Genomic DNA, 25077 nt, shown 5'->3' on the forward strand with positions numbered 1-25077 from the left:
CACTGGGTGCCCCGGTTCGTGCACGACCTCGGTGCCCTGCTGCTCGACGACCAGGATTCGCCAGCCGTGCCGTGCGGCCAGCAACTCGGGCAGCCTTGAGTGGAGCGGGCTGCCGGCGGCACCGTCGCCTTCCAAGGCCTCCAGGGCAGCCCGCCGCTGGCCGTCGTTACGCAACTCCGGAACCAGTGTCCACAACGGACGGCCGAGTTCCCGCTCCTGCCTGTTCGCGGGAATGACGTCCAGCTCGGCATGTAGGGCACGGATGAGATCGGCGTGCAGCGCGACCGGCGAATCGATGCCGTCGAACCCGCGCAGGAACGATCGGGCGTGGTCGGGCAGTGCCTGGAACACCGCGTCGAACACGGCGTCGGGGCTGGGCGCGATCCACCGAGTGCCGGATTCCGTGTCGGCGAGGTACCTCTGCTGCGCGCCGGTCAGCACAGAGGATGTCGCCGTCTCCTGCGCTATGTCGATCTCATGGAGGTCACCGGTGAACCTCGACCCCGAGGAGTGCGCGGCGACATAAGCGCCGGCGCCTTCGCCCCAATTCAACCGAGCCGCCGCGATCGCCGCGCGATCGCCCGCGTCGACAATGTCCGCTCCTCTGAACACTTGCCCCCTGGGCAGGTTGTGGATGAAGCGCCGTTCCACCTCCTGCTGTGTCCGCCCGAACGCCTCGGCGGCCGGTCCGCTCAGCGGGGTGGCGGCCGGCGCAGGATCGTGGACGAGCGACAGCGGGCTCACCTGGACCGGCCTGGTGGCGACCGCCCCGGCCAGTTGCGACGGGGCCATTGCCAGCACGCGGCGTCGTTGCTCGGCTCGGAACAGCCCGTGCCGGAGGGCGAGGTCACCGGCGAAGTTGGCCACCAGCGCAATGTCGGTTTCGCCTTGTATGGGAATGCCGGCCTCAGCCAGCCGCTGCTCGAAGCCGTTCAGCTCCCGTTGTTTCGCGGGGTCGACGCCGAACAGCTGGGCGAGCTCGGCCGGTGTCGTAGGTGCGGAGGCCGGTGAGCGAGCCGACAGGTCAGCACGCGCCCGGTCGGCGAACTCGCCAGGGTTCTCCCGGAACATGGCGGCCAGGTCCACCTCATGGGCGAGTGCGGTCCACAGATCGGCGTCTGTGATTCCCGCGTCGGCCAGTGCCTCCCGGAAGCCGCCCCACGATTCGGCCCACCTCTCTCGGGCATCGTTGGCCTCGCTGACCAGGTCGTCCCCGGCGACCAGGGTCGCGTCGACGTCCACGCCCCACAGCGCGGCCTGCTCGATCTCATCGCTGCGAGACTCCGCGACAACCATGGCGAACGGTTTGCCGGTGCGGGTCGCGTACTCGTACAACTCGGCCCCGGACGCGGCCAGGCGGCTCCGCACGTAGTACCGCCACAGCTCGGGATTCTCCTCCGCCAGCGAGGCCAACGCCTCGATGAAGGCATCCCCCTCTCCGCGTTGCGCATCGGGCCGGAACCGGGTCACGGACCGGTACACCCCGCCGTCCAGAGCGATATCTGCGTGGGTCTGGCTGCCGTCGAGATTGGTAACGGTCAACTTGATCTCCGCACCGGCGGCGTTGGCAAGACCACGCGCCTGCTCGACGGGACCCAACGCGCGGTAGGCCGGGCGCGGCTTCAGCTCAGCGATCGTGCTCTTTCGCTCGGGGCTGCCCTCATTAAGTCGTTCCGCCTCCTGGGCCAGCGAGCGCAGCTCGTCGACCCGCGCGCTCACGGAACGCCACGCTGCCTCGGCAGTGGCGAACGCTTCTCTCGCCTGTGTGACCGCATCGAAGTCCCGACTACGTGCCCCCAGCGCCGCGGGCAATGCGTCCGGATCGCGTTTGTCCTCGGCCTGCCGTGCCTGCTCGTGGGCATCCTCGACCGCCTCGAGCCAGTCCTGCTCCGCGCGCATCCGGCGGGCACGCCGGTTCAGCAACTTTGTACCGGCATTCCGGAGCTCCTCGGCTAGCTCCCATGCCTGCTGGGCCTGAGCATGGCTCTGTCGCAGCGGCCCCACCACGTTTTGGATCTCTGTGGCGAACCCGCCCAGGTCGCTCACCTCGGCCCTCGTAGGGTCGGCCCGCAGGTCGATCAGCACGTGGCCGGCGAGATCGCGGCCTTGCTCGCCCTTCCTGATCAGTTCCTTGCGCAATGCCTTCGGCAGGCGTTCCTGCATGAGCCCCACGAGTCCGATATGGACTCGGTCTGGGTGAAGCCGGCCCGTGTTGGCCGCCTGATCGCACAGTTCCTCCAGTGTGCTCTCGGGCCGGAGCGCGTTGCGCCTGCGGGTTTCCAGCAACCGCATAGCGGTCGCCTCGTCGAGCTCGTTGAGGCCGAGCGCCTCGTCCCGGCTCCAGGGCGTGGCCTGATCGAACTGCGCCAGGAAAGCGGGGAGCTCGTGCGCTTCCATCCGGACGACCAGCACCCCGGATGCGGCGTCGTAGCGGATGATCTTGCCGAGCAGTTTGTCGTCTTTACCGAGCTTGGTCGCCGTGATGTCGGCGTGGTAGCGCAGTTCGACGTCGATGAGCGCGCCATCGCTGCCGGCGACCTTGCCGGTGTGTTCCTTGCGGACACCGCCACCGGAGTCGACTCCTCGCGCCGCCTGGTCGCCGAAGGATATGACCGGACCCACGTCGGTTATGGGCCCCACGGATCCGGACTCTCGGCTGAATCCAAGTGTCGGTTGGAATGGCCGCCTACGGCGGTGGCTGACCTTGATCACGCCCTGCTGCCGACCGACACCTCCGTGCTGGAAGCCTTCGGGTAGCTCGCCGTACACGACGATCTCGTTGAAGTTCCACTTCATCGACAGCGTGATGAAAGGCTCGTCGGGCGCGTTCGGCGCCACCATGTGGTCCACGACCGGGCACCCGTCCGTACTGCCGAGTTCGGCCAGCCGCGACGCGAGGATGCCCGGGGAGAAGTTGGTCGCGATCAGGTCTTCGATCTTCTCGTGCTTGATGGCGCGGCCGAGCAGGCGCGAGTGCCCCAGGATGGCCGCTGCCGCGTTCTGCACCGGGTTGGCTTCGAGGAAGAGCGCGGTGGCGCTGGGGGCGAGCTGAGTCGCCATCCGTCGTTCCAGCCAGTCCGGCCGGGTGAACGGCGTGGCCCGAACCATGCCCATCGGCAGCCGTGCACCGATGGTGCCTTCCAGTACGACGGGCTCGACCCGCGGACGTCGCAGCCACGGCAGCAGGTTGGCGCCCCGCAGTGCAACGTTGTTGATCGGCTGGCCGCTCACGGGGTAGCGGGTCACTTCGAACACGACCGTGAACGGCACTTCCACCAGCACGGCCTGGCCGTCGAAGTTGGCCAGCACACGCATGGTCGTGGTCTGGTCGGACCTCAGCAGGGTGCTGCCCCAGCCACGGCCGGTGGCGAAGGTACTGCTCGCGCCATCGAGGCTGAACGGGCCAGCTACGCCGAGGTTCGTCCTGAGTGTACGGCCCTGGTTGGTCGACCAGTCGGTCTGGAGATAGGAGTAGTGCTGGTTCAGATCTCCGGCGTGGGTGGTGCCCACGATTTCCGGCCGCCCGAGCACCATCCGGCCTGTGAGCCGCTCGTGTTCGAGGAGCCAACCGAAGGCTTTGCCGACCGGAACCTGGCCGCTCCAGAGCGGGAACGCCACCCCGTCCACGACGTCGAGATTTTCGATATTGGATTGGACGAGGTTGTTCAGGACGCCCCAGAGCCGGTTGTCGTCGATGACCGCGCCCAGTCCCAAAGCCAGCTCGGGAGCGTTGCTGTATGCGTTCGGGTTAACGCTCTGGAACAGGCGGCGGATCTCATCCTGTAGTACGACCGGCCTCAGCGCCCCAGTCTCGTCGCGCCGACCGAGCTCGAGTGACGTGTACTCGGTATGCGCGCCGGGTCCCATCCCGTTCGCCAGGTACGGCGGCAGATGTAGTTCACGCAGGGCGTCCGGCGCCTTCGGCTGCTTCCGAAGCAGTTGGGTCAGCGCGTCCACCATCTCCTCGGCGCCGGCGTCGTCCTTCACCGTGGCGACGGCTGCCGGCCCGAACTGCCCTAGCACCTCCCGGAGGAGGTTGGTCACTACCTGCTCCGTGGGCTCGTCCTCCACCGCCAGGTGAACGAGCAACGCAGGATCTGGATCCGTCTGCAGATGCTCCCGCATTAGCCGAATCACGGCGCGGGTCAGCTCGGGGCGGTTGAATGTCGCATCACCTTCGCGCCAGCGTTTCACCGACTCGGCCATCACCGTGAACGGGAAGTTCCAGGTGCCGTTGCCGTCCGAATCGACAACGGAGTAGCGACGAAATGCCTCCTCTTCGGACAGAATCCAGACAATCTTGGTGCCGATCGAAACGAGCCGCGCCCCTTCGACGTTGATCTGCCCTTCGGTGATCAGCAGGTGCTGGTTGCCCTTGACCTTGAGGGAAATCTGCTCCTTGTCACCGATCACAGTCCGGGTCTGACTGGATCCCTCACTGTGTTCCCAACTGCCGCCGGCGCCAAAATCGCCATGCTCGATAACCGAGCCCTCTTCGTTGACAGAGCCGGACAACGAAAGGCTGCTCGTTTCACCGCTGCTGGCCGACGAGGACAGCAACGCGAACAGAATGTCGCCGAAGATCACATGATCCGGACCTTCACGCAGGGTGCCGAGATACTGCGTATCGCCCAGGTCCGCCACGTCTATCGTCAGACCGTACGACTCGGGTAGACCAATACTGCTTTCGACGAGTTGATCGATCTTGATTCCGGTACTCACCACCGTCTTGATCGCGCATTCGAGATACGACTGCGTACCGATCGCGGCGAGCACCGGGTAGCTGGACGCCCCTGGCCAGGTCACATGGTGCGGATACACCTGCTGGATGGCGCCGAAGGGGTTCTCGGTATCGACCGAGATGGGCACCGCCTCAGAAGAGGCTAGGAAGTCCCTTGGCGTCCCGCCGTTGGTGATCGGTACCGGGGTCATCTCGAGGGTGAGCCCGGATGGCAAGTGCAGCACGGCCCCTGCATCGAACTCCCGCTCGCCGTCCGCCACTGGTTCGCCCTCTGGCCCATCAAGGGTCAGGTACAACTTGCCTCTGGCTTGGAAAGCACGGGTCTGGGCCGATTCGACCACGAATCCGGTGTTCTCCCGGGCGCCGGTCGTAATCGAGGCCGAACTACCACTGGAACCACCGCCCCCTGCTACGGCACCGATCGTGGAGTTCTCTTCGCCAGCTTGCAGCTCCCCTCCGACACTGGCGCTCCAGGGCGTGTTCTGGTTGACCGTGGCGGTCGAGGAGTTGGTTCTGGTGACGATGCCGAGTCCGCATGCTCCCCGGTCCGGGTCGGTGCGGAGGTCCTCCAGATCATCCAGCGCGAGACGAAGCGTGACCCTGTAGTACTCCAGTTCATCGAGACCGCTGAGTGGCTTAAAGCGCGGGAACAGCAACCGGATGCCATCCTTGAGTACATCCTTCTTCCACGCCTCAACGGATGCAGCGGTCACCTGCTGGTTGATTGCCTCGTAACAAAACAGCTGTAGCTGCCGAACACTGACCGTTGGCAGGCCCGATCTCCTTGCCCGATCCATAAGGTCTGCGACTTCCTGTTTGGACACCGATTCCGGGATCACACCAAGCGGCCGAAGCAGGTTCCGCAGGGCTTCCCGCAAGGGTGCGGCACCGTCGTTGCCTCTGTCCGCCTCGTCGGTGATCGGTGGCAGTCCTTCCGGCCGTTCGACAGAGAAGTCGCGGATGAAGCCATGTGCGACATCAGCGGCGATCTTCCTGCCGTCTGGGGTGGTTCGTGTGAGCAAGTCCGGGTACGGCCGGTCCGGTTCACCGTCCTGCTTGCGCGGACCAACCAACAGGTTGCCGTTCTCGTCGACCACCTCCCTCGGCACCGGGCCGCCCTGGTTGAACATGTTCTGCAGACCGGTGCGGAGGATGATCCCCACCTCCAGATCTTCGGGTTCGCCCAGCGACTCTCCATCGGTATCTGTCACAGTCATGGTGAGAAGTGCCGTTGTCTCAGCCGCCTGGCTTCGGCGCTGCTTGTCGACGGTGACGTCAATCGTGGTGAAGTCCGCGTAGTTCGACCGCGTGCGGCTCTTACCCCTACCCGCGCCAAAGTCGAAGCCGACGTTCTGCATCCATTCGTTGATCTGGCCGAGAACATCTGGCTGGGTGTTGCCCCTGAGATCACGTGCCCGTCCGTATGCGGTGTTGAACCCGGTTGGGTTGTGTACGACACCGACCTGTTCCACGGTGATGCCCTCGCCCAAGTCACCCACCGCGGTGGCCGATTCGAACCGTATATCCTTCACCTTGATCGTGACCCGGTAAAGCCTGTTCCCACCATCATCGGTCACGCTGAACCCATAGCTGCTGTTGGTCGCAGTGGGCAGCATGCTTTCCAGCGTGCGCAGGTTGTCGTGTACCTGTTCCAGTAGGTAATCGTTCGCGGCTCCCTCGTCCTCCCGGATCTTGCGCCGGAAGGTCTCCTTGATCTCCTCTCGCCCAGTGAGTTTGATCGAGTAGACGTGCCCCAGTCGTGGTTTCGGCTCACCCTTAGGAAGCTCTTTGCGAACGGTTCCGGCGAGTCGCTGGGTGTAGGTCTGCGGCACCGCGATCACAGCCGTACCGGAATCCTGATTGGATTCGGTGGCTCCGCTGGTCGTCGCCTGCGCTGGCGCGAACGTCGTATCGTTCCGCAACTGCTGGGTTCTTGGATCGAACTCGGCTACGCGGAGGGTGACCTGAACGTTGAAGTTCACGGCCTTGCCGGAGGAGTTGTGCACGGGTGTCTCGGTCTCGGCACGACTACCACCGGACTGTTCCCGGGTGCGGGCCAACCGACGCCGACCCTCCGCTCCGCCGGGCAGCATCTCAAGGAACCAACGTAGCTTGGCCTGGCCGCCTACGGTGAGCTGGCTGATGTAGGTGGCCAGGAACTTGATCCACCGAAGGTCCTGGCTGAGGGTTCCGCTGATCCCCTCCACCAGAGTCAGATAGAACAACACCGGGCGCGGATCGGAGAACTGCAGCCAGGCACGGAGATTGATCTCAGCACCGTCCTTTGTGAACGTCCGGATCCAGGCACCGTCCTCGGATACCGCTTCGCTCCAGTTTGCCCGCAGCTCCTGCTCGAGAGTCACCGCCGACACGTCGAAAGCGGCACCCGCCTCAGTCATGTACGGCAGGGGTGTCATCGGGTAGCTCATGCTCGTGGCGGCGTCGGAGAGCGTGCCGGGAGGCGTGACCGACTCGAGAGCATCGTCGTAGACCAGTGGCACCACCCCCGGATTCGCTTCGACGATCTCGGTACTGGGAGCGGGCACGTCGTCGGTCGGAGCAGGAACCGGCCCAGGCGGCGGCTCGGCCGGTGTCACCGGCTCGTTCGGGGTTGACGGCCCACCACCGTTGGCCGGCATGAGCGGCATGTAGTGACCAAGCCGGTTCTGCAGCACGAACAGCCTGGGTGTGCCCGGCTCACCGAAAGTGCGCCGGGCGCCGGTGTGGTCGATTACGGTGATCCGCACCCCATGCGTCTCGGCGAGGTTGGCGATCACCTCCTCTTCGTTGTCCTCGCCGCGGAGCCAGTACCGGATTAGGTTGAATTCCGGCCACTCCTCGATACGGCCGGCACCCACGGTGTGCAGTGCATGAGCCAAGGCATCGGAGCCTTGCGTATTCCACTGCGCCAACAGGCCATAGCGGTTCAGGATTCGCCGCACAGTCGGAGGCACCACGTTCTTGTCACCGGTAAGGCCATGGAAGTCCTGCCCCGCCAGGTTTCCAACCCAGCGCGCGCCAGGCAGGAGGCTGACGAACAGCGCACCGACCTCCACCCCGCCGTGGAACGTCGCCCGGGTCGCAGCATCCACCCACTCCGTCGAGACCTGCGCGAGGTCGAACACGGCCTCGTCCGCCCGCAACCCGAAGTAGAAGAGTTTGAGCAGCTCCCGCACGGTGACGTGCAGTTGCTGCCGGTCGTCGCTGTCCAACACGCCCTCGGGGCGCTGTGCCAGGCGCCCGAACGGGTCGACGCGTGCCGGAAGGTTCCAGACGGCGTCGGCAAGCCTGCCTGTTGCCCGCCGCGGATCCCGATCAACCAGCCAAACGTCGTGGGGATCCACAACGCCCTCAGGCACAGGTCGCTGGTCGCCCCGCGGATCAAGGAACACCGGCAAGAAGCGGTACAACGCGCTGAGCCGACCACTGTCCATGAGAATTCCGCCGAGCTGCCAGGTCTCGGACAGACCGAGCCGGGCGACCAAGGTAGCGGCGATGACCACCAGTTGCCGGCGGCCCTCAAACCTTCGCAGGCGATCCCTTGGCGGCAGGGTGCGGTCGTCATCGAGCTCGGTTGGTATACCCGCCCAGCCCAGCAGCTCGGCGAAGGTCGACTCGTCGTGGCCGTACAACCTGGCAACGCCGGCCAGATCGTCCGGTATCGCCACACCGTGCAGTGACGCCTCGCCGGCGAGCTCGGCGAGGTAAGCGATGTCGCCGGGGTCCAGTGACGCAGTGGTGTCGGCACCCGAATCGGGCACCTCCTGCAACGCATTGTTCGCCGCGGCGACGAACCCGTCGGCACCGGCCTGCCGGTAGACCTCCCGCAGATTGATCTGGGGTCTACCCTCCGCGTCCGCGGCGACGTTGTGGGCAAGCAGCCGGAAGGGGTCCGCATGTGACCACAGCTCGTGCAGGGCCTGCTCGAAGCCGTCGTCCACAACCACCAACTCGTCAGGCCAGGTTTTGGGATCGGCTGGCAGCCCCGCCCGCACACGCTGCAGCACCTCTTCGTCGTAGTTGTCGACGATCAGCGACGCCAGTGGCTGGCCGGTCTGGTACTCCCCGCTTCTCAGCAGGGCATAGAGGTCGAGGTGGCGATACTCGGCCAGCCTGGCGTGGCGGCCGCTGAGCTTCTCCATCGGCGACGGGGTCGGGTCCGGCCGCACCTGGCCGTCCCTGATGACCAGCGTCCCGGTGACCTCGCCGTTGGGTGTGGTCTCCTCAAGCCGGACCTCCACCGCGGCGCCCGCCTCCGGTGTCAGCGCGGCGGCCAGCTCACGAGCGTCTTCCAGCGGGTTCCTGATCAGGTTGCCCGGCACCAGCTCGACACCACTCGGGGGTAGGTGCGCCAGCCTGTCGTCCGCCGATGCCACCCGAACGTTGTTGATCGCCTCGTTCCAGCGGTTCCAGTCCGCCTCCTGGTCACGGGCCGACAGCAGCTCTCGTGCCGCGGCATCGAGTTCGTCGAGAGCCGCAGACAGCTCGTCCAAGGCCGGACCGACGTCCGGTTCCCGCTCGGCCACGGCACGATAGCTGGCCGCCCAGGCACGCTGCGCACCGATCGCGCTTTCGCGATCGCCATCGCCGAGCTGGTGGCGAACGATCGCCGCGACCTGGTCACTGACCAGCAGGACCAAGCCACCCGGTTGGACCAGCTGGCTCCGGTTCTCGCGGAACCACTCCGCCAATGCCAGCACCGGTCGCTCCGGATCATGCCTCCCACGCAGGATCGCGGTCAGATCCGACACAGCTCGACCGGTGGCCTCCTTGGCCCCATTCCACTCTCGCAAAGCCGCATCCATTGCCGGAGTGGAGTGGGCGAGGCGAACCTCATTCGCCGCCTTGGTGAGCCGTTCCACCACCCCGGCCACCCGCTGCGCGGCCGCCTGCACATCCGGGTCAGAGGAACCGAGGTGGCGTTTGGCGAACTCCCCCGCAGCGTCGATCCCGAGCTGCTGCCGCACACGCAAATCCTCGGCCTCCTGCGTGGTGGCAGCCGGGGAAGCCTGCCCGTGCGGCCCCAACACGGCTGACCTGTTCTGGCCGAACCAGTCGGCCAGCGCGAACCCGGGATCATGCGGCACACTCGAGACTTCGGTCAACGCGGCTTGCAGGTCGACGGGGTTCTTCCGGGCAGCGGCTTCCCGCTTGGCCAGCAGGCGCTTGGCCCGCCTGGCAGTCTGTTCGTTGGAGACCTGCTCCTCATAGGACTGCCACGGCTGCTGGCCGGCCTGATCAGCGAGCCAGGCCGGGTAGTCGTCCTCGGGAATGGTGATGTAGAACCGGCTCGGCGACGCGTACGCGGATTTCCTGCCCTGCTGCCGCGGGTCGGCAACGAGCCCCTGGAACCGGCTCTTCTCGGCAATCACCTCAACCCACGTGGTCACCTCGACGAGCAGCAACCGGCCCTGGTAGACCTTCTCCACCATGCGCTGCCCACGCCTACCGGTCCGGGTGGCCTGGGTGGCCTCCCGGCCGGCGTGCCCGTGAACGTTGGCCTGCTGGTAGTGCCCGGCTACCTCGTAGCCGCGGGCAGCACTCCAGTGTGCGATGACGGCGCCCTCGCGGCGGTCGCTGTGCGCCATGCCCACTGCGGCGTCCGGGTTGTCCGGATCGTAGGACGAACCGACCACCCGGTGCGTCGTGCTGGCAACCCGGATTTTCAAGGCCAACCCGGACAGCCCGTCGCCCACACCACCAATCGTGACCTCGTCGCCGTGCGCCGTGGCGATCTCCGGCCACAACCCCTTGAGCTTCGTGGAAGTGAGCATCGCACGCAGCAGCGGCTCCAGGTTCCTGGGATCGTCCCCGACGAATTCCGCCACCAGCGGTACGAGAACCTTCAGGATTTGGTCGGCCTGCAGCACCACGGCCGCGCTCTCCGCAACAGCCGGATGGCCGAGGGTGCGCTGCAATGTCGCCGGCAGCCGTGGCCCGATCAGCTCCTTCGGCAGCTTGGCCGCCCGTTCCGGGATGTGCAGCTGCACCGCGCCCAACTGGAATGTGGTGTGCTCCCTGCGCGGCCCGGGGCTCAGCGTGTTCGCGATGTGGCCCAGGAAGCCGATTGGGGTACGAGTCGCCACCACATGGAATTCGAAACGAACGAGCTGCCGGAAAACAGCGGCTACCTTCTCCCAGTCGAGTTCACCCCGATCGTTCAGCTGGCTTTCCAGGAGGGTCAACGACCTGGTGAAGCGGCCTTCAACTGTTCCGGACAGGCCGGCGCCGAAAGCTGAGGGGCCTAGACCCGCCGCGCCGAGGAACGTACGTCCCTCGGTTCGCATCAGGAACTCCCAGGACCGGTTGCTGTACTCCGTGAGCTCACCAACCGTGTCCGCCAGCTCGGCCTCGCTCAGCGGCACGACTTTCCCGTAGAGGTACACGGTTTCGCCGTTGCCGAGCGAGTACCCGGGGATCACCGCGGTGCCCCCGGACTGGGTCATCGCGGTGAGGGTGGCCAGGCCTGTCCGCCCGGTCAGTAGCTTGCCAAGCTGGATGTACAACTCGGGATGGTCCTCGGGCCTGCCTGGGAGGGCCTTCAGCAGGGTGTCCCATGCCTGATCCACCAGCGCTTGCTCGGCCTCGCGCCGGCTCTGCCTGGTGGGTGACTCCGTCGGCCCCCCAATTTCGAACCCTGCGACCCTGCCGGACCCCATCCCGTACACCTGCCTACCCGGGGCCGGCGCATACTCCGGGAGCCTGGTGGTCTGGCGCATCGGCGCCAGCGGGTCGACCTCACGCCGTATCCGGGCCAGCTCCCCGAACTCGGCCAACGCGAGAGCGTCCGCGCCGACGTCGGCGACATCGGGCAGGTTCGCCTCGGGGTAGAGGCTCAGCGCCTTCTCCAGCAGCGCGCGGTTCAGTCGGGAACCGTCCGGGCTTTCCATGAGCAGCTGACCAGACCGGCGCAGCACCATATCGGCGGCGACCCCGCGGCTCAGGGTGAACCCACCGTCCAACCAGGACTTCAGCATCCAGTCGACCATGGCCGGGGTGAGCAGCCGAACAGTCTCGGCATCGCCCTTTGCGTAGGACCTCATCGCGTCAGCGGCCGGAACCAGAAGCTCTTCGTCGAAGTAGAGCACCTGTGATTCGCCGTTGCCGGCCTGCACGGTGGCCTTGTACTTCACGACCAGCTTCACCGCATCGCCGGTGACCAGCGCCGCCTTGACTTCGCCGCTGGAGCTGATTTCTTGCTGGGCCTCGCTTACTTGCCAGACGCCGTTGACCTCACCGTTGACACCAGGCGACGCATCGTGTGCGCCGCCCTCGTCCTGGCCCGACGGCACCTCGGCTTCTGCGCCAAACGCTACCTTGGTCCGTGCCAGTCCGGAGCTGGCCTCGTTATCGCCGAGAACCATGGTGATTGCGCCGCCCACAGTCGCCGACTCGATCTTTTTTGCCCGGGCTTCCACTGCCTTAGCGTGCGTCAGAACCGGGGCACGCCCGGAGACCGTCTTGCCGTCGAACAGGTTCACCCAGCCGGACCGCGTCTGCATTTGCAGCATGGCGTTGAACAGGGCCGAATTGCTACTCGCCTGAGCCAACGCTGCCACATTGTTCAGCGCGTGCTCGCCCAGCGCTTTCCTTATGGCGTCATACATGCCGCCGTGAACAATCGCGCCATTCTCATCGATGTGGTAGACATCGAGCGAAGACCGGGCGCTGTTCTCCGTGAGCTCATCGGGCAGCCCGTCTCGCAGCGGCACCACGGGCCCTGGCTCCCACGACGGCGCGTCGAGGTCGTTCGGATCGGTGATGTCGGCAGGAGTTTCCAGTTCCGCGTACTGGCCTGGGACGGTAAACGGCTTTCCCTCGGACCGACCATTGCGGAGCACCTGGACCTCAAGAGTGAGCCCTGTCAACCCCACCACGCTGTACGGGCCACGGACGTCCACCCGGCCACCCGTGTACTGCTGAACCTTTCTGCCATAGGCGACCGTGCGGGTGCCACCCCGCTGGGTTGAGGGATTGAACCCGAGTCGGCTCAACAACTGTGCGGCCACGTCGAAGGACCAGGATCGGCTCCGTTGCACGGCCCCCCCAATGGCCGCCACAGCCAGTTCCAGGTCTGCGTGGTGCCGGTGCTTACCGTCGGCCAGGAAAGTGGCATTTTCCGCAGCAAAGCCGTGCATCTTGAAAACGAACTCGATGACGTCGTCGAGCCTGGTCGCGGTGGGCTTGGTCACCTCAATCCGGATCCCGTCCTGGGTGGCGTCCTTGACGTCAATCCGAACGGATTCCTCGGTCAGCCTGCCGAGCACCTGGTCACGTACTTCGGGGGCAAAGCCATGGGCATCTAGGACGCCGCGGACGAACTCACGGATCGGGTGCAGCCCGGTGAGCAGGCGCAGGTGGTCGGCCTTGGTGGGACCGCCGGGATTGAGCTCGTTCTGGGTGGGGCGACGGGATGAGTCGAAGGGAGCCGGCCGCTCGCTGTGCGGTAGCACCGGACGCATACGGTCGACCATGATCGTTTGGCCGTTCTCGGACTCGGCCACGCCGTTCTCGTCCACCTTGGGCACCCTGGCCGGGACCATCTCGACGCCCTCCAGCAGACCACCCTCGACCTTCAGCCCGTTCTGCACCGCAAGCTGGGTCGGCAGCTGGAGGTAAGCATGGCCGGGCACCTCGATCGAAGGCGGATCATCACCGTCCTCCGTGGATGATGTCTTGTCGGACTTGATGAGCGTTGCCTTTACCGTCACGTCCACGAGGTAGGTGGTCGCTGGGTCGACGTGGATCGTCTCGATGAACGCCCCGTTCGCGTCGACGGTCTTGGCGCCGGCGATGCCACCGCGCACATAGGAGCCGCCGGGTTCGAAGATGGCCATCCCCTGCAACACCGCAGCCGCCATCGAGGCCCAGGGTCGGTCCACCGAGTACAGTAGATGCGCCAGATCGTTGACACGCTCCGAACTGAGTCTGCCGCCGAGTGCGAGCTCACGCTCGTGCCCGACCTCCTGCTCAGCGGGGTTGTAGCGGGTGTTCATGTACCCGTGGCCGAGCCCCGGGGCCGAGGGGTGCAGTGGTTCCGCTGACTGGTAGCGGAGCACGAGCCCCAGTCGAAGGGTGTACCTTTGCCCATCGCCGTCGACAACGACAACGTCGTATTTCATGGCGGGGTCGCCGGCTCGCCTGGCGTTGGCCGCCAGCCCCTCGACCGCGTCGAGCACCTGCCGGTACACGACACTGTCGTTCCGCAAGTGCTCCGGCAAAAGCTCCTGCGCGATTCGTGCTACCACCTGGTCGACATTGTCCACATCAGACACCAGGCCGTGGCGCCGCAGCTCGGCTTCATCAAGGTCGGAACCGGGCATGATGGCGGTCGAGCCCTTCAGCAGGGTCCACCGGAGCGCCTCTGGCACGGCCACACACAGTGGACCGTCCTTGCCCGGGTCCGAGACGAGGACCCATGGCGCAGAGTCGGACTCGCCTGCTGACCGCACCCGGTAGAACAACTCATACTCGGCCTCGAACAGGGCCTGGTCGCCGCGGTAGTCCTTGAATTGCCCAGGCCGGGTGTTCTGCGGATACTCCCTGTTGACGTGCGTTGTCTTGTTACCGCCGATCTCGACCGTCCCCTGCCAGGAGGCACCCATTCCGGCGGTCCGGCCGGAACCGACGAGTGACATCGGCGTGGTGAGCTCGATAGAAGCGCCCTTGTCCACGTCGAGGGTCGCGCCCATTTCCTGCACCCGGCGGATCCGGTACCCGACATCGACGATGGTCCCATCGCCGAGCACGACGGTCTTGAAGTTCTCGATGTCCTTGTCCTCGACAAGGTTGATCAGCTTGCCGAGATCGACCATGAGGACGGTGGACCACCAGGCCGCGTCATGCTGCCCAGCCTGACCCACCAGTTCGTTGATGGCACTGGCCAACTCGTGCATCAGCGACAGCATGGGCTGGATCGACACGGCATTCAGCCAAGCCAGCCGAGTAGGCACGCGTGAGCGGACCGGTTCCGGCCGCTCCGGTTGGGGTGGCGCGTCGTCCTTCTCCAGTAGGTCCTTGATCCGCTCCGGCGACTCCCGGAGCAGCTCACCACGTGCCGCCGGCTCCTTGATGCCCTTGCCGAGCTCCAGGATGTCGGCAAGCCGCTTCACCCTGGCGCGGTCCGCTTCCGAAGGATTGTCCTCGTCGAGCAGGCCCACCTCCCGCAACGCTGCGGTGAAGGCAGCCGAGTCCCCCGGGATGTCGAAGTCGTAACCGAACAAACCAGCGAGTTCAGCCATGTTCGGTATTGCCGCCAGCCCGGTAACCTCCGGACCTTCGGACCTCGGAACAGGCGTGCCCGCTGGTTCCGGACCGCTCTCCGGCGCCGCCGGAGCTGTCGGCTCAGGCGGCGCGGTCGTGACGCCACCCGGGCCGCGCAAGCCAGCCTCGATCATGTCGAGTGCTTCGATCACCTGGCCATGCGCCGCTTCATCGCTCACTGAGTTCGCGGTGACCGTGAATGGGTTCCGTGACCGCAACACCCGGCCGTTCGGGTGCGGCCCCCGCACCGGCATCTCCACCACACCGCGCGCACCGGGTACGAAGTGGACCTCGGCCATGGCGCCCGAGTCGAACAGCACCAGCACCCGAATACGCCCCAGCCCGTCGCTGGGGAGCATGTGCAGTTGGGGTGTACCGGGCCGTGCCCTCCGCCCCTCCGGACTGAGCCCTGCAAGCTCGGTCAGCACCGCGTTGATCGTGGCGGCGCCGTCCGACCACGGCGACGACGTCTCCGCCAGGGGCTCGTAGGACAGGGACCGCCGTTCCGCAGGCATCACCTCGCTGATCAACCGGGCCAGCGCCTCTTGCGTCAGCGAGCGACGGCGGCTCCTTGATCGCTGGTAGAAGTCCGATTCGGACAGCAAGCCCGCATCCGCGGAGATGTATTCCTGATACAGCGTGACCAGATCGGGTCGACCGGCAACCAGCTCAAGATTGTCCGATGTGGACTCAGAGCTCTCTTCCCTGTACAGGTGTTCGCCGATGACGCTGAGCGTTTCCAAAATCGCCTGCCGCGACACGTTCGTCGCCACCAGGATGGGCGAAATCGGCTGGAGCAACCCATGTGGACGCCGTGTCATCACCGGGAAGATCACACTGGTGCGCGGTGGCCGGGAGCTGGGTACGACCGGCCGCCAGTGGACCTCGGCCACCGCACCCGAAGCGAACCCCGCCGACACCCTGAGCACGCCGTCGGCGCCGTCGGACAACACCACTAGCCGAACCAGCCCGTACTGCGAATCCAGTCGGCCCGCGTCAGCGTCCCGGGCATAGCGGTCGAGCCAGAAGAACAGCTCCCGATCGGCCCGCGGCCACAGCCCACGCGACTCCCCGAGCAGGAAGCCGCCAAGCTCATGCGTGAGCATGATCCGCTCGGCCGGCTGGTAGATCGCCCGGGGAACCACGAGTTCAGTCGAGGTGCGAACCGGAATGGCCAGCTCGGTGGAATGCGATTCACCATTGCCCGGCCTGGCTACCCACTCGTCCGGTGTGGACACCAAGGCAGCGCCGTCGACGAGCCGCAGTGCGAGCACCCTGGCTGGATGTTCTTCGAGCATGTCCCGGATCGCTGCGGGCGACTCCAGCCCAAGCTGCTCCCGCATGGTGGAAGCCAGCCGCACCAGGGCCTGCCGCACGTCGGAAGGAACGCTCTGGAGCGCGGCCGAGTCCAGCTCGATACCAACCCAACCCAGCGCTTCGACGAAGGCGGTGACTTCGCCAGAGAAACCGAACCGGCTGGCGAGGTCTGCGAAGTCATCGCCCTGACTGGTGTCCGGAACGAGCTCGTCGCCCACTATCCGAAGTGCTTCCCGCAGCTGCTCAGCTAACGCGTCCGGATGAGCGAAGGCGCGGATCTGAACCGGATAGACCGTCCGAACCAGATGGTCCGAACCTCTTCCCCGATACGAGAACGTCAGCTCCGTGTGTGCACGAGGATCTGCTGGAGCGGCCGGAGTCCAGTGCATTTCGGCCATCGCGTCCGAGTTGTACCGCACCAGGATCCGTACGATTCCCCTGGACCGGTCCGGCAGCAGCTGCAAGCGGGCGACGCCGATGCGCGGATCCAGATATCCTTCTTCCGCGGCGCGCGCGATCTCCCACAGGCCTGCGACGAGCTGGTCCACCCGCTCCGACCACGGCTGCGCCGCATCCGGTTCGACGAAGAACCCGTGCGTGAGTGAGAGCCGACTGGCCGGAATGATCGACTGGATGTCGGCCTGGTCTTGGTACTCCGCGAATTCGGCACGCAGATCCGGGCCGTCGGCTCGTGTGTCGCCGACCGGTTCGGCGTTGTGCACGGCCCGCGGATCCGGCATCTGCTCGTCTGGAATGGGCGCCGACGAGGACGGTGGTTGTGAGACCACCGGTGGGGTGCTCGGCGGCGCCTTGTCCTCCGCGAGCAGAGCCCTGAACCGCCTTCGGTCCTTGGCCAGTACGAACTGCCGTGCCTGAGGTGTCACCAGGCCGAGCCGCTCCTGCATCTTGAACGCCAGGCGCGCCAAGGCTTCCCGGTCCGCTTCCGAGAGCAGTTCCGGCGAGTTCGGATCGGCCGGAATACCGACCCCTTGGATATCCGTGACAAAGGAATCCACCACGGTCGGGACACTGAGGTCATAACCGAACCAGTTGGCAATCTCCGCCACACCAGGAATCTGTCCGGAGAACACTACGGGCAGCGGCGGTCCTTGGGTGCCCGCAACGACGTGGGTGTCGGTCGATGGTTTCGTGGCAGCGGCATCGTCGCTGGAGACATCGGTGGCCTGCGCCGGACCACCGCCCGGGCCAAGGCGCTGGCCGATCCGCCGAAGTGTTTCGGGCAGCGCGTCGCCTGGGGCAATGGTGTCGATCGTGATCGGACCGTCGGGCACAGGCAAGCGCTCCGCCTGCCTGATCCCCATCGGCGGGATGCTTACAGCGGTGTGCGCGCGCGGATCTGTGGGTGCGAGCGGTCGCACCTGGAGCTGCACGACCGCACCCGACGTGTACTCCACCAGGACCGAGATGACCCGATCGGAGGAGGCCTGGAGCACCTGTAGTCGGCGGACACCGGTCCGGGGATCCAGGCGGCCTTCCTCGGCCGCTCGCGAGATGTCCCGCAGCCCGGCCATGATCTCCGCCGGGCCTTCTGTCCAAGGTCGCGTCTGGTCCGGGAGCTCGAAAAGCCCGTGCGCCAGCAAGAGTCGCTCGGGGTCGGTGCCCGTGCTGGACATCGGCTCCAGCTGGTACCCCGCGAAGGCCGACCGCAGGTCGGGCCCATAGCCGGTCTCTTCCGGAGCCGATTCTTCGGCGGTAGCCGGAAGCGGCTCTGGTGGGTTCGCGCCTTCGTTCAGCAGAGCAACGAACCCGTCGGGGTCGGTCTGCAGCACGGCCATCCGCTGCGAACCCATCCACAGGCCGTCGCGCACACCCATGGCGACGGCGGTCCGGACCAACGCGTCGAGGAGCGCCTCCGGCATCTGCCTCGCAGCGTTCGCGTTGGCCACGATGCCAGCCTGGACCAGCATCTCGGCGAAGACATCGGGTTCGCTGTTGAACCAGACAGTGGCGAGCTCGTCGAAGGTGGGCACCCCGATCTGGCCGGACGAATCACCCTCGGCCAGCGCTACGAACTCAGCGATCTCGGCCTGGTTCTCGGTGCCGTACCTCCGTTCGGCAACGAGCTGGGCGAGCGCGGCGGGCACCCTGGCCCGGCCGGCCGCGTCAGCGCCGAAGAAGGCGGCATGGAGGGCAGCGTCCAATGTGGCGCGCTGCATCGCGGCCTCGGCGCGCCACGCCGCCACCTGCTCGGCGGCCGCCAGGTTCTCCGCATGCGCCGATGACGAGCCCATCACATCGGCGTGCAGCTCGACCACGTAGTCCATGCCACGGGCGAGCACGGCCAACACCGCAGCCGGGAAGAGCCGTGGCCCAAACATCCGGTGCAGTTCTCGAAGGTCTACATCGGACCCGGTCTCGTTGCGCCAGAGCGGCCCCAGCAAGGCCAGCACTTCCTGCTCGGCCTGCCGGAATTCCACCTCGTCGGTCGCCGGCCGATCGTGCGGGCCATTCTGCTCCGAGGGCGCGGCGGCGCCCGGGCTCACCTTCCATGTTTCCGGGTTGAGAGGGTCGTCGCCGTCGCCAGGGATCGGCTTGCCGAAACGGTTGACCGTGAACGGGGCGTCACCGACGCGCCCCAGCCGCTGGGCCAGGTCCTCCTCACGCGGGTCCAGCCCCTCCTGCCAATCACGGCTGGGACGGTTGTCCCGGGCGGGCCGAGGCGCGGGGGCTCCGGGCGCGCGCACTATCTCCAGTGCCTTCCGCTCGGCCAGGTTGTCAGCCAGCGTGTCCGCGATAGCCGCGTTGATCAGTGCGATCAGGTCAGGGTCCGAGAAGCCCGGATGGCGACGGCGCAGCTCGTCGAACGCCTCTTGGTTCATCCAGCTCAGCACCACGGCGAGCAGGGCGTGTGGCGCGTGGAACGCGGCGGCGGCCCGCTCCTTCGCTGATCTTGCTCGCTCGACCAGCATCGACACGATTCGGTTCATGGAATCGGTCAGCTCCACGCCGGGTTCGCCACGCTCGGGGAGCTTGTCGTAGACGGCCGGCACCAGCATCGCCGCGAGATCCCGGAGCCGGATGCGGCCACCGCCGAGCAGGTCGGCGTGACCCGCCGCGACGAGGTCGTCAACGTGGTGAGCGAACTCGCCGAAGGACCGCACCACCGCGGCGTCCAAGCCCGGCGGCAGTGGGATCAGTCCATCTGCGAACGTGCCGTCGGAGAGGAACCCCGCATCAGCTAGCCAGTACTCGAAGCGGCCGCCTCCCCACCGACGTTCTGGGTCCGCATGGAGATCCGCCCAATCGACGTACCGGATGGCCTCGGCCAGCGCGATAGCGAACTCCGGAAGGCTGAGCCCGAATCGTTGCCGGCCATCGACGGTCACCGGCCTCAGCGTGACCAGACTGTCCAGTCGGGTGTCGTTGAGCGGGTTCAGTGGTTCGCCGACGTGGTGGTGGGTTTCGTCGATGTCCGTTCGATCATCGAAGCTATCGAAGCTGCCGATGGCCCTGCTGAAAGCGGCAAAGGTCCTTGACAGCGAACCAGCCTTCTGCCGCCATTCCAGGTTCCGTCTCGTCAGCGCGCGAAGGTCACCAGTACCCGGGCGGCGAACGACTAGGAGGCCGCGAATCTCCTCAACGGCATCCCGGAGATCATCGATCGCCTCCTTCAGGGACCATTCTTTGGTTTCGAGCATCGACTCGGACATCCGATAGCGGGCCTGCTCTCGAAGGGCGGGCAGCTGGTCGTTCAGCCGCCGGGTCTCCTCGTCGATCCATGCCAGCACGTCCTCGGCGACGGCCGAATCGAACAGGTCGGCTTCCGCGGCCGAAAGCGGCAGACGGTCCCCCGTATCGGATGAGTCTTCAGCCCGACTGGACTCGTCAGCAGGCTCAGCCGTGGGCACCGGCGCCGTGCTGGCGGTCGGCGGTTGTTCGTCGGCGGCCGGCACGGTCGGTTCGGCTGGGGTGGCCGTGGCATCCGGAGCGCCCTGGCTCGCCGGCTCGGCCGGGGCGGTGATCGACCTGGCGCGTTCGACGGCGGTAGCACCGTGTCCGGCCCACACCGCGTCGGCGATGTCCTCGTCGGTCTGGTTGACCCGCCAGGCGTCCTGGGCATCGGTGAGCAGGCCGTCGACCAGGGCCCGGTCGACCGCGCGCAACCCGATCTCCCGCGCGGCGAACGGCAACAGATACGCGACCGCAGCACGTTCTTCCGGCGAGTTGGCCCGCTCGATCAGGTTCGACAGGACCTTTTCCAGCGTCGCCGTCACCCACATTCCCTGCCTCTCATAGAGCCAGGGAATGTAAAGGGCGACCACGTTCAGCACGCTGGTTCTGCCGCCGGAATCGGCGAGCAGGTCCAGATAGCCGGCCTCGACGAGTTGGTCGGCGAACGCGGCATTGTCCCCGAGCGGCGCCCAGAAGTCCTCGTGCAGCTGAGGTGGGAGCGGGACCGTGCGGTCGGCGATCCCGAGTTTGGCCAGCGTGTCGTCGGCCAGTTCCGGCGACCGGATGAGACTCAACCGGTCGGCGATAAGGAACAACGCGGCGGCCACCAGCGCGTGCTCGCCCGGGGCCAGCGCGAATCGATTGCCGTCCAACCGGGCTAGCGTGACCTGGACCTCGACCAGCCGGTCGTGCTGAAACGGGTTCAGTGCCCCGATGTCGATCGCCGGATGCAGTTCGTTGAAGTACCCGTCGCCGCGTGCGAGCTCCCGTGCTGTGCCGCCATCGGTGTTGTAGGCGATCAGCAGTTCTTCGGTGACCCTTAGCCAGGAGATCAGCCAATCCACCTGGTCGCGAATGCTCGCAGCGGGGGTGGGCGCAAGTTCGAGCAACCGCCGGGCACGTTCGAGCAGCAGCTGCTTCGACCGGAAACCGTCCGTGATTCGCTGTTCGCCGTCGTCCGCCCTATCGAACAGCGCCTTGTTCGCGGTGGCAACGCGATCCAGGATCGCCGCGGCCTGGGCCGCATCGAGCACCCCAGTAGCCGCCACCGGCATCCACACCGCCGGGAGCAGTTCCGCTCGGGCCGACAGTACCGAGCGTAGTCGCAGCCGGCTGCCGGCCTTCCGCTTGCCGCGCACTGCCGCTTCGAGGGGCGCGTTGCCAACCCCGGCCAGCCACTTGTAGGCCTGCGCGGCGGGATTGTAGCCGTTGCCCTCGGCCGACAAGATGGCCTGCCGTTGGGCAAGCAGTGCCTCCAGCGCCACCTCTTCGTCGACCGCCAGATCGAGCTCGGCGAAAGTGGTGATGTCCTGTCGCCGACGCAGTTCGTCGACAAGCTCGGTGACCCAGCCGTTGACGTCCGCGTTGTCTATCACCAGCCGGCCGATGAGCGCGATGGCGAGGTCGGTCGGCAAGAAAGGACGTCGCGACAGCCAGACCTGGATCATCGCATCGCCGTTGCGGACGTCGATCGCGGCGTCGATCGGGTCGATGGACGAGCTGGTCTCAACGAGGAACCGGTTGCGTTGCGCGGCATCGGCCGCACGTTGGAATCCAATCCACCGTGGACCGATCTCCTCGGCAATACTCGCCAGCGCCACGATGCTGAGCGCGCCGAGCGGTCCCTCGTCGTAGCCGTTCACGAAGTCGACCGGGAAAAGCGCCTTGTCGGTGAACAGATCCCAGCTCGCCGGCCGAACACCTTCTTGCCACAGGGAGTCGGCCGGTTCCTTAGTAAGCGCGCGGCGGAATTGCGCAGCCTGCTGGTCGAACTCCCTCAGCTGGGTACGCAGCGACAGCAGCAGCTGGTTGCCCCGGTCGTAGTCGGGACGAGCCGGGCGGTCTGGCCCGGTCGCAGCACGGTGTTCGGCGATCGTGTCGGCGATCCGGTCAGCTCGCGCGTCGAGGTCGGTAATCGTGTCGAACGCCCGCGAACCCGCCCAGGGGCGGATGATGTCCCGCGCTCTCGCGATATCGCCGCTGATCGTGGAGAACCGCTTTTCGTGGGTGGCCGGCCTGGCCGGGCCGGAACTCTCCACAGCCGAGCCGCTCGCGTCGGTATCCGAACGGCCACCGAGCAGCCGCTCGAACCTGCTGCCCAGCGGGGGTTCCGGGCCGTAGCGCCGCCGGCCGAACATCTGCAGGGTGCCTGACGTGTCGTCGTCGCGGCCGTTCCGCCCGGTGTCGCCCTCCGTCGCCTCGGCGGCAACCCGGCTGAGCTCCTCGGCGACCGCTCGCGCCCGCTCGGCATGGGCGGCCACCAGGTCGGCCGCGATCGCCTCGTCCGTCAGGTCAGCGTTCGGTGTGTGACGTGGGTCCGCCAAGCCCGACGCCCTGGCGACCGCCTCGAGCCAGCGCTTCCCGGCTTCCCGCCGGACCCACGGCGGGAAGTAGGAGGCGGCGGCGCGGGTCGCAGGCGAGTGGGCGCGCTTGATGATCGCCATGATCCGATCAACGCCGATAATCGCGTCGACGTCATCGCGGCCATTCCTGGCGAACGCCCGCGGAAGAAACTCCGCCATCAGTTCCAGCACGCTGTGCTCGGCCTCGCGCAACATGTCCAGGTGGCCGACCCGGGCGAGCTCGTCGGCGAACTCCTGACGGGGCAGCACCGGATCGTCGAGCAGGTCGGCGAACGGATGGTGGCCGCCGTCCAACTGGAACACCAGCTCCCTGACGCCGTTGGCGGCGTCGAGGTGCAGGGCGACGCCCGCGATGACAAGCGCTCGTTCCCGTGGCCCAAGCCCGAACCACTGCCCGCCGTGCTCGTCGGTCACCGGGTTGAGCCGCAACCGCATGCCTGCCAACCGGGGGTGGTAGAAGGGATCGAAGGCCGCCCGGAAGTCGATCGCAGGGTCGATCATGCGTAGCCCGGCGGCGTCGCTGGCGGCAGCCAGGTCCCGCGCAACTCTCATGTGCTGGTGGTAAGCCCGGCTCAGCTCGCCGGCCACAGTGAACCATTCGATGAACCCGGCCGCCTGGGTACGCGCGTCATCCTCAGCCGACGTGGTCGCGATCGCCAGATTGGCACGGCGTATGGCGTCTTCGGCGAGATCCGGCACGAGTTCGGCAGCCGCTTGCCGCGTGGCTTCCTCTCGCAACAGAAACAACGACCGATCGAATCTGTCTATAAAGGACACTGCTTGGCGCGCATCGAAGGACAACCCGTGGGTGCCCACGCCATCGCCAGCACCGCCCCAGACCGCAGACCGCACCAACTCGGCACGCCTGTCCTGCTGTGCAAGGGGCAACAGGTTGTAGCCCCGGAACTCCCGCTGCCCGACCGCAAGGACGCGATCATCCGCCGTGGAATTTGCCAGCCACCAGTTGGCCGGTGAGGTGACAGCGTGTCCCCGTCCAGCGAGCCAGGCGATCACCGCGCGCTCGACATCCAGTGCCCGCCGGTTCAGCTCCCTGTGCAGGGCACGTTCGTAGCCGGAGAACCGAGCGAGGTCGGAGGCATTCGACATCAGGTCCAGCACCATGGCGGTATCGGCCCAGCCGGCCAAATCCGGTCGCGCGACCGTCAGTTCACCGGCGACCCGGACCGCCAGCTCGTCCAGGATGATCGGGCCGGCCGCCACGATGACGATCTCCCGCCCGCGGAGCAATGCATCCCGGGGACCAGCCGCGTGCCGGACCAGATCGTCGCCGGTGAGTTCACCGCTCGCGATCCGGAATCCGGCTCCTGCCAACAGCGTCAGCATGACCTCGGCGGTGTACGGGAGCCCGCCCCACGCCGAGAGCCGATCCACGAGTCGCACCAGCGAGACGGGCGACAGCCGGCCGTGCGTGTCACTGGCTAGGAACTCGGCCGCCGCATCATCCGCTAACAGGCGCCAGTTCGACGGATCAGCCGGCACCGCCGGATGGGCGGCGAGTCCGGCCACGCCATTGTCGAATTCGGCCAGCCTGCTGCGCAGGTCATCCAGCAGGGCGAGGACGGCGGCGGGCTCGCTCGACATCAACACGGTCGCCTCGTACCTGGTGCTGATCTCGTCAATCGTGAGCAGTTCGGCGCGCAGCCGCCACAAAGCCGTGGCGAGCTCGTTGTCGGCGACCACGTCCGGTCGAGCGAGCAGGGCTTCGATCCCGGTCATGGCCAGGCGGAAACGGTCACTGAAGGTGGATGGGGGTGGCGGAATCCGACCACCGCCACCACCGGCCCCCGCCGCCTGGGGCTGCTCGATCCGCGAAAGCCGCACCGGAGCGGGCAGTTCCCCGGTGTCACCCCCGGCCGACAGGAAGACAACGACGTCCGCCTCACCGTCCCTGGTCGCCGCGCCGGCCGGCGCCAGCCGAACGGCGGTGACGGGGTGGCCGGCGGCCTCCAGCTGTTTCGCGACGGAGACCGTCGCGCTCATTTCCGGGTTGACCTTCGCCGCGATGCCGGGCACCCACACGCCAATCCGGAGCGCCTGGCCATCCTCCGCGTCGCGGCGGGCGTGAACCCGCTTCGCGACCCGTACTGACAGTTGGGGAAGGCGATGTTCGACAACGAAGTCGACCGACATGTCAGCGTTCGCCAGTTCCTCGCCGAGTTGGCGGTGGACGGCGTTCAGCATCGGATTCGTCCATGCGATGACCACGTGGTCGAGGTTCAGCTCCGACGCGTGCGCAGCCAGGTGCGCGGCGGCGCGAACGGCGTCGGCCACGTCGCTGGGCATGCCGAAAACTGCGATTCGGCCGTCGCCGAGCAACTCGCCGTAGTTGACGAACACCGGCGCCGCATCGAGGTCGAGTCGCGTGGGGACGACGGTCGCCGCCGCTGTCTCGGGTCGTCCGATCACTGTGTCCGCCCGGGACGCCAGCGCCGCGAAATCACCCGGGCTGGCCAGTGCCAG

Annotated in this window: 1 protein-coding gene (cut by both window edges); it reads right to left on the minus strand. The window is 66.7% G+C overall.

All 25077 nt of this window come from inside a single coding sequence — locus ABZ863_RS06030, hypothetical protein, on the minus strand. Of the gene's 64086 coding nucleotides, 22251 precede the window and 16758 follow it; the stretch shown corresponds to coding positions 22252-47328, spanning codon 7418 (complete) through codon 15776 (complete); reading right to left, the first codon wholly in view occupies positions 25075-25077. The start codon and the stop codon both lie outside this window.

The sequence above is a fragment of the Saccharomonospora sp. NPDC046836 genome (assembly GCF_040645195.1).
Taxonomy (GTDB): domain Bacteria; phylum Actinomycetota; class Actinomycetes; order Mycobacteriales; family Pseudonocardiaceae; genus Prauserella_A.